Source organism: Streptomyces sp. NPDC054956, assembly GCF_053609185.1.
Map to the genome: position 1 here is coordinate 1 of NZ_JBSGXB010000336.1, position 7,695 is coordinate 7,695.

Below are 7,695 nucleotides of genomic sequence, written 5' to 3' on the forward strand. Positions count from 1 at the left end.
TCCTGCCGTCTCCGTCTTTCGCGTTGATAAGGTGTTTCGTGGGGTCGGATTTGTGTATATGAGACAGCCACCCCACCCCCGCCCCACCGCGGCAGCCCCCGGGGTGATCACCCCACGCCCACGCCCCGCATCCCGCGCAGCAGCTCCGCCTCCACCGGCGTCGCGTCCAACCCGCGCTCCCGCACCTCGCGCAGCTCCGGAAGCGTGAGCCGGTACCACTCGCGCACGACCTTCAGCGGCACACCGTCCGGCCCGCCGACGGCGAGGCGCACGACGCCCTCCGCGGCGACGACCCGCTCGCGGATCCACGGCGGGGGCACTCCCCGGCCTTCGTCGCACGCATAGATTTCGTACTCGGCGCAGTAATAGTTGTCGTACCAACGCAGCCGGCCGTCGACGATCCACTGCCATGTCTCGTGCCGACAGGAGTCGCAGGGCTCGCAGTGCGTCATCCCGATCTGTTCAGCCATCGGTGCAGGATCCGACACCGGCCCGCCAGACGCATCCGGATAACGTTCGGGGTATGACTGAGCAGTCCCTGCCCACGGCCCGCGGTACGCGGGTCATCGCGCATCGCGGTGCCTCCCACGAGCACCCCGAGCACACCATCGAGGCCTACCGGCAGGCCATCGCCGACGGCGCCGACTCCCTGGAGTGCGACGTCCGGCTCACCGCCGACCAGCGGCTCGTCTGCGTGCACGACCGCCGCGTCGAGCGGACCTCCGACGGGCGCGGGATCGTCTCGGAGATGACGTACGAGGAGCTGCGCGCCCTCGACTTCGGCGCCTGGAAGGGGACCGCGCACGCCGGGGCCCGGGTGCTGCTCTTCGAGGACCTGCTCCGGGAGGCGCTGGCCGCGCCGTACCCGGTGGGACTGGCCGTGGAGACCAAGCACCCCACCCGCGCGGGCGGCGGGCTGGAGGCCGAGCTCGTACGGGTGCTGCGGGAGCACGGGCTCGCGGACGGCCGCGGCGGCCGCGTCGAGGTGATGAGCTTCTCCCGCAACGCCCTGACCCGGATGCACCGGCTCGCACCGGGACTGCCCGCGGTCTACCTGATCGAGCACGCGGTGCGGCCGCCCCGCCCCCCGTACGCCACCCACGCGGGCCCCGGCATCGACCTGGTCCGCAAGGACCCGGGACTGGTGGGACGGCTGAAGGCGAAGGGGCTGCGGGTGCGCGTGTGGACCGTGGACGAGCCTGAGGACGTGGAGCTCTGCGTGCGCCTGGGCGTGGACACGATCATCACCAACAAGCCCCGGGACGTGCGCAAGCTCCTCCAGGACATGCAGGACATGTGAGAACACCCGGCCGGGGTGCGCCGGCCGGGTGTGGGGGGTTCGACCTGACGGGGGTACAGGTCTGGCGGTGGTGCGGTACGAACGCGGTGGCGTTACACGAAGCGCTGGTTCGCCGACCCGTTGCAGGTCTGCAGCCGCACCGGCTCGTGCGCCCCTGCCACCGTCAGGCACATGCCCGGGGCGGCGGCGGGCCGCAGGGTGGCTCCGTCACGCACGAACTGCTGGTTGGCGCCGCCGTGGCAGTTCCAGATGATCATCGCGGTGCCGCTGCCGTAGTTGGCGCCGGGCGCGTCGAGGCAGCGGTCGTGGGTGAGTTCGATGTGGACGGACTTCTTCGCGGAGTCGTACCACCAGCCCTGGTTGCGGCCGCCGTGGCAGTCCCAGCCGATGACCTTGGTGTTGTTGGCGCTGGATCCGCCGTTGGAGTCGACGCAGTTGCCCGTCGCCTCGTTCTTCAGCGGCTTGTACAGGTCGTCCCAGGCCCCGGCCTGCAGGACGGGGGTTCCGGTGCTCGCCGGGTCGGCGCAGGAGGCCTCGCGCAGGCCGGAGGCGTAGAGCTGGGTCAGACAGGACGCGAAGGCGCCGTGGCCGCGGTAGTTGGGGTGGAAGGACTGCCGGGCGGTGTTCTCGTCCCACGGGAAGTGGTCCCCGAGGTCGAGGTAGAGGCCGCGGGCCCAGGTGTCCTCCATGCAGACCTCGTGGCCCTGGAAGAGCCGCGAGTTGTCGAGGTAGGTCGCGCCCGCGGCGAGGGCCGCCGCGCGCATGCCCTTCTCGAACGTGGGCACCGCGTAGTTGCGGCCCCAGGCCGCGTCGGAGTCGTAGCCGGCGCAGCCTCCGGGGAGCTTGCCGGGGAAGTCGGGGTTGTCGTTGAAGTCGGGGCCGATCGGGCTGGGGTAGCCCATCACGACCAGCTTGTAGTCGGAGTCGGCGTAGCCGGCGTCGCGCATGACCGTCTTGAGGTCGCCGATCGTCGCCTCGACCTTGGGCTTCAGGCCGTCGACGCGCCCCTGCCAGCCCGGACCGTACTTGGGCTCGCAGGTGCCCTGGCTGAGCACCCAGCGGGTGACGCAGTCGGTCATGACCGGGCCGAACTGGAGGTCGTCGTTGGCCCCGGCGACCAGCAGCACCATCTTGATCCTGGTGTTGCGTGCTTTGATGGCGAGGCTGTCGCTCTGCACCAGCTCGTCGGCGTACTGCTTGCTGCCGCCGATCCTGATGTTGCCGGTGTAGCCGCCGGAGCAGGCCACGTTGAAGGTGTAGTCGGCCGCGATGCCGGTGCGGTGGATCGCCGTGTCGGGCGAGCGGTGGCACTGGTTGGACGAGGTGTTGGTCGCGGGGTCGTAGTTGCCGACGCCCTCGCCCGAGATCTCGCTGTCCCCGAGCGAGATCAGGCCGGTCTTGCGGTCGGCGAGCGGGCGGATCGCGGAGTCGCCGTAGATCTTGACGGACTCGGCGGCCCGGATGGCCTCCAGTTCGGGTGTGAGCGGTGTGGCCGAGGCCCCCGCGGAGGAGCCGGCGGCGGTGGCCGCCTGGGCCATGGGGGTGATGGCGGTGACGCCCCCGAGGGCGGCCGCGACCGCCGCGACGGCGGCGAAGGTAGATCTGAGCCTGGATTGTGTACGGACACGTGCCATGAGCGCCTCCCCGATCTCAGTGTTACCCCCGGTATTTACTGGCCAGTAGGCGAGTTGGGAACAGTCCGAACAAGACAATTGCTCAACTTTTTGAGGAGGCACCACAGATGACCGAGAATCAGAAGACCGCCGGGAGCCCGGAGGGGTTCCGCACCGAACACGACTCCATGGGCGACGTACTCGTCCCCGCGCACGCCAAATGGCGAGCTCAGACCCAGCGCGCGGTGGAGAACTTCCCCATCTCGGGGCAGCGCCTGGAGCGCGCCCACATCGAGGCGCTGGCCCGGATCAAGGCCGCGGCGGCCACCGTCAACTCCCGGCTCGGCGTGGTCGACGGGGACATCGCCGCCGCGATCGTCTCGGCGGCCGGCGAGGTCGCCGAGGGCCGCTGGGACGAGCACTTCCCCGTCGACGTGTTTCAGACGGGTTCCGGCACCTCGTCCAACATGAACGCCAACGAGGTGATCGCCACCCTGGCCACCGAGCGGCTCGGCCGCCCCGTCCACCCCAACGACCACGTCAACGCCTCGCAGAGCTCCAACGACGTCTTCCCCTCATCCATCCACATCGCCGCCACCGCCGCCGTCACCCACGAGCTGATCCCGGCGCTGCGCCACCTCGAACTCGCCCTGGAACGCAAGTCCGCCGAGTTCACCGAGGTGGTCAAGGCCGGGCGGACGCACCTGATGGACGCCACCCCGGTCACCCTGGGCCAGGAGTTCGGCGGGTACGCCGTCCAGCTCCAGTACGGCATCGAGCGGCTGCGCGCGGCGCTGCCCCGGCTGGCCGAACTGCCGCTGGGCGGTACGGCCGTGGGCACCGGGATCAACACCCCGCCCGGGTTCTCCGCGGCCGTGATCGCCGAAGTGGCCGGGGCCACGGGGCTGCCGCTGACCGAGGCCCGGGACCACTTCGAGGCCCAGGGCGCGCGGGACGCGCTGGTGGAGACCTCGGGGATGCTCCGTACGGTCGCCGTCTCGCTCACCAAGATCTGCAACGATCTGCGGTGGATGGCCTCGGGTCCCCGCACCGGATTGGCCGAAATCAATCTCCCCGATCTCCAGCCGGGGTCCTCGATCATGCCCGGGAAGGTCAATCCGGTCGTCCCGGAGGCCGCGCTGATGGTGGCCGCCCAGGTGATGGGCAACGACACGGCGGTCGCGGTGGCGGGCGCCGCGGGCAACTTCGAGCTCAACGTGATGCTCCCCGTGATGGCCCGCAACCTCCTGGAGTCCATCCGCCTGCTGGGCAGCGTGAGCCGCCTGCTGGCCGACCGCACGATCGACGGAATCACCGCCAACACGGCCCGGGCCAGGGAGTACGCCGAGTCCTCGCCCTCCGTGGTGACCCCGCTGAACCGCTACATCGGCTACGAGGAGGCCGCCAAGGTCGCCAAGAAGTCCCTCGCGGAGCGCAAGACGATCCGGGAGGTCGTCCTGGAGTCCGGTTACGTGGACCGCGGCGACCTCACCCTGGAGCAGCTCGACGAGGCACTGGACGTCCTGCGGATGACCCGGCCCTGAAAATGTCACCCCTCGCCCCGCGCCGGGGTCCGGATCCGGTCGATTCCCGTCCCCGAACACCTCGGTGACCTGCACCGCAGCGATCCTCCGGGCCCCGCCCCTAAGATCTGCGCATGACAGGTACCGGAGGCCGCGGGGGCGGCAGCGCGCGGGGCTCGGCGCAGGGCGCGGAGCGGGACGCCCACTGGGCGCCCGGGGAGCAGATCCTCTGGCGCTACCGCGACCACGCGCCCGGACTGAAGGGTGCCGTGCACATCTGCCGGCCCGTGACGGTGGTGACCGACACCGACGAGCTCCTCGCCGTGTGGATGGCGCCGGGGACCGAGTGCGTCAAGCCGGTGCTCGCCGACGGGAGCCCGGTCCACGAGGAGCCGCTCGCCACCCGGTACACCGCGCCGCGGACCACCGTACGGTCGCGCTGGTTCGGGGCGGGCGTGCTGAAGCTGGCCCGGCCCGGGGACCCGTGGTCGGTGTGGCTGTTCTGGGAGCACGGCTGGCGCTTCAAGAGCTGGTACGTGAACCTCGAGGAGCCGCGCACGCGCTGGTCCGGCGGGATCGACTCGGTGGACCACTTCCTCGACATCTCCGTCTACCCGGACCGCACGTGGAAGTGGCGGGACGAGGACGAGTTCGCGCAGGCCCAGCGGTCCGGGCTGATGGACCCGGAGCAGGCCGAGCGGGTGCGGGCCGCCGGCCGTGCCGCGGTGGACCTGATCGAGGCCTGGGGTCCGCCGTTCTCCGAAGCCTGGCAGGATTGGCGTCCGGACCCTTCGTGGGAAGTGCCGGTGCTGCCCGGGGACTGGGACCGCACTCCGGCGCATATGACCTCATGAGACCCTTGATGCGCCCCCGGGGGGCAACCGTAGGATCGTCCTCCGCGGCCGCATGTGGCGTCGCCGTGAGATCGTCCCACCGTAAAACTCCTGCCGTGCACGGGACTTGACCGGAGGCCGACGCACAACGAGAGGATCGAGCGGACGGGGGTCCCCCCGAACGAAGTTTGGGGAGGAACCGCGGGGTGATGGTGTCCCCGCCGCTGAGCGGGTATACCGCGACTGACCGAGTTGAGTGCAGCGCACATCGAGCGCAAACGGACGGAATGCCACGCGTGACGGAGTACCCCACCTCTCAGGAGGGCTCACAGCCGACTGCCGGTGCCTCCGGCGGCCGTACGGATGAGCTGGGCCACGGCAAGGCCCCGGTCCCGGCCGCCGAGGCCGTACGCACGCATGCGCAGGTCCAGGGGGCCGGCCAGCCCGCCTCCGGTCTCCCCCGCCCCCGCGAGTCCTCCGCCGCGAACAGCGGCTCCCGCGACGCCGAGGCGGCGCGCGGCGCGGCCGCCGCGGCCCGCCAGGACGGCGGCGCCGGCTCCGCGCCCGGACAGGGCAACGCGCCGGAGGCGGTCGCCCGTCGGGAAGGCGACCGGCTGCGGTTCGTCGGGGCGGCCACGCGGCGGATCGCGCGCGGCATCGACCTGGACGAGATCGTGCTCGGGCTCTGCCGGGCCACCGTGCCGACGTTCTCCGACGCCATCCTCGTCTACCTGCGCGACCCGCTGCCCGTGGGCGACGAGCGGCCGGTGGGACCGGTCGTCTTAAGGCTCCGGCGCACCGACCGGCTCCGGCCGATCGACGAGTTCACCACCTCCGGCGCCGGCGCGGCGACCACCGCGGACGGCGAGCTCGACTTCAGCCAGCTGGCCCTGGTCGGCCCGCAGGGCGACCTGCCCGCCGCCGAGCTGTGCGAGATCCGCCCCGGCGGGGCGCTGGCCGAGGTGCTGCGCGGCGTACGTCCCGTCTTCGGGTCCTCCGCCGCCGCCCGTGCCGCGCTGCCGGAGCTGCTGGGCGCGGACCATCCCGTACCGCGCGGCCAGCGGGCGATCCTCGCCCCGCTGCGGGGCCGCCGCCGCGTCATCGGCGCGGCGGTGTTCCTGCGTACCCCCGAGCGGCCGGCCTTCGAGACCAACGACCTGCTGGTCGCCGCCCAGCTGGCCACCCACACCGCGCTGGGCATCGACAAGGCCGTGCTCTACGGGCGCGAGGCGTACATCGCCGACGAGCTCCAGCGCACGATGCTGCCCGACAGCCTCCCGCAGCCCACCGGGGTGCGCCTCGCCAGCCGCTACCTGCCCGCCGCCGAGACGGCCCGGGTCGGCGGCGACTGGTACGACGCCATACCCCTGCCCGGCAGCCGGGTGGCGCTCGTCGTCGGCGACGTCATGGGCCACTCCATGACCTCCGCCGCGATCATGGGGCAGCTCCGTACGACGGCCCAGACGCTGGCGCAGCTCGACCTGCCGCCCGCCGAGGTCCTGCACCACCTGGACGAGCAGGCCCAGCGCCTGGGTTCCGACCGGATGGCCACCTGCCTCTACGCCGTCTACGACCCGGTGTCGCACCGGATCACCATCGCCAACGCCGGCCACCCGCCGCCCGTCCTGCTGCACCTGGGCGGCCGCGCCGAGGTGCTGCGGGTACCCCCCGGCGCCCCCATCGGCGTCGGCGGCGTGGACTTCGAGGCCGTGGAGCTGGACGCCCCCGCCGGGGCCACCCTCGTGCTGTACACCGACGGCCTGGTCGAGTCCCGGCTGCGCGACGTGTGGACCGGCATCGAGCAGCTCCGCGAACGCCTCGCGACCACCGCGCAGCTGACGGGCCTGGACCACCCGCCGCCGCTGGAAGCCCTGTGCGACGACATCCTGGACATGCTGGGCCCGGGCGACCGGGACGACGACATCGCCCTGCTCGCGGCCCGGTTCGACGGGATCGCGCCCAGTGACGTGGCGTACTGGTTCCTGGACCCGGAGGAGACCGCTCCGGGCCGGGCCCGCCGGTTCGCCCGCCGCGCGCTGGCCCGCTGGGGGCTGGAGGAGCTCCAGGACTCCCTGGAGCTGCTGGTCAGCGAGGTCGTGACGAACGCCGTGCGGTACGCGGAGCGTCCGGTCACGCTCCGGCTGCTGCGTACGGACGTGCTGCGCTGCGAGGTCGGGGACGATTCCCCGCAGCTGCCGCGCCAGCGCCGGGCGCGGGACACCGACGAGGGCGGCCGCGGGCTGTTCCTGGTGAACCGGATGGCCCGCCGCTGGGGTGCCACCCGGCTGAGCAGCGGCAAGGTCGTCTGGTTCGAGCTGGCGCTGCCGAGCGGATCCGACCGGCACTGACCGCGCCCGCGCCCGCGCCCGCACCGAACGTCGAACGCCGACGCCCCCGCAGTCGTGGACGCGGGGGGGTCGGGGGGT

At 72.3% G+C, this 7,695-nt stretch carries 6 protein-coding genes; 4 read left to right on the forward strand and 2 right to left on the reverse strand.

What is annotated here, in order from left to right; translation table 11 throughout:
* Positions 1-107: 107 nt before the first annotated feature.
* Complete coding sequence (locus tag ACWGDE_RS33215; protein WP_453392766.1) at positions 108-470, reverse strand: hypothetical protein; 363 nt, start codon at positions 468-470, stop codon at positions 108-110.
* A gap of 53 nt (positions 471-523) precedes the next feature.
* On the opposite strand from ACWGDE_RS33215, the gene ACWGDE_RS33220 reads away from it, so the two are divergent.
* Positions 524-1,300, forward strand: a complete 777-nt coding sequence (locus ACWGDE_RS33220) for a glycerophosphodiester phosphodiesterase (protein ID WP_453392767.1) — start codon at positions 524-526, stop codon at positions 1,298-1,300.
* A gap of 92 nt (positions 1,301-1,392) precedes the next feature.
* Here the strand turns inward: ACWGDE_RS33220 and ACWGDE_RS33225 are convergent, their stop codons facing one another.
* Entirely contained in the window at positions 1,393-2,934 is a 1,542-nt protein-coding gene (locus ACWGDE_RS33225) for a ricin-type beta-trefoil lectin domain protein (RefSeq protein WP_453392768.1), read from the reverse strand.
* A gap of 107 nt (positions 2,935-3,041) precedes the next feature.
* On the opposite strand from ACWGDE_RS33225, the gene ACWGDE_RS33230 reads away from it, so the two are divergent.
* The 3 genes from ACWGDE_RS33230 (at position 3,042) to ACWGDE_RS33240 (ending at position 7,617) form a co-directional block, all read left to right on the forward strand.
* Positions 3,042-4,457 carry a class II fumarate hydratase gene (locus tag ACWGDE_RS33230; RefSeq protein WP_453392769.1) on the forward strand — a complete coding sequence of 472 codons (1,416 nt, stop codon included), beginning with the start codon at positions 3,042-3,044 and terminating at the stop codon, positions 4,455-4,457.
* A 113-nt stretch (positions 4,458-4,570) separates the two neighbouring features.
* Positions 4,571-5,290, forward strand: coding sequence for a cytidylyl-2-hydroxypropylphosphonate hydrolase (gene fomD, locus ACWGDE_RS33235; RefSeq protein WP_453392770.1), 720 nt, complete (start codon positions 4,571-4,573; stop codon positions 5,288-5,290).
* 275 nt (positions 5,291-5,565) lie between these two features.
* Positions 5,566-7,617, forward strand: a complete 2,052-nt coding sequence (locus ACWGDE_RS33240) for a SpoIIE family protein phosphatase (RefSeq protein ID WP_453392771.1) — start codon at positions 5,566-5,568, stop codon at positions 7,615-7,617.
* Positions 7,618-7,695 lie beyond the last annotated feature (78 nt).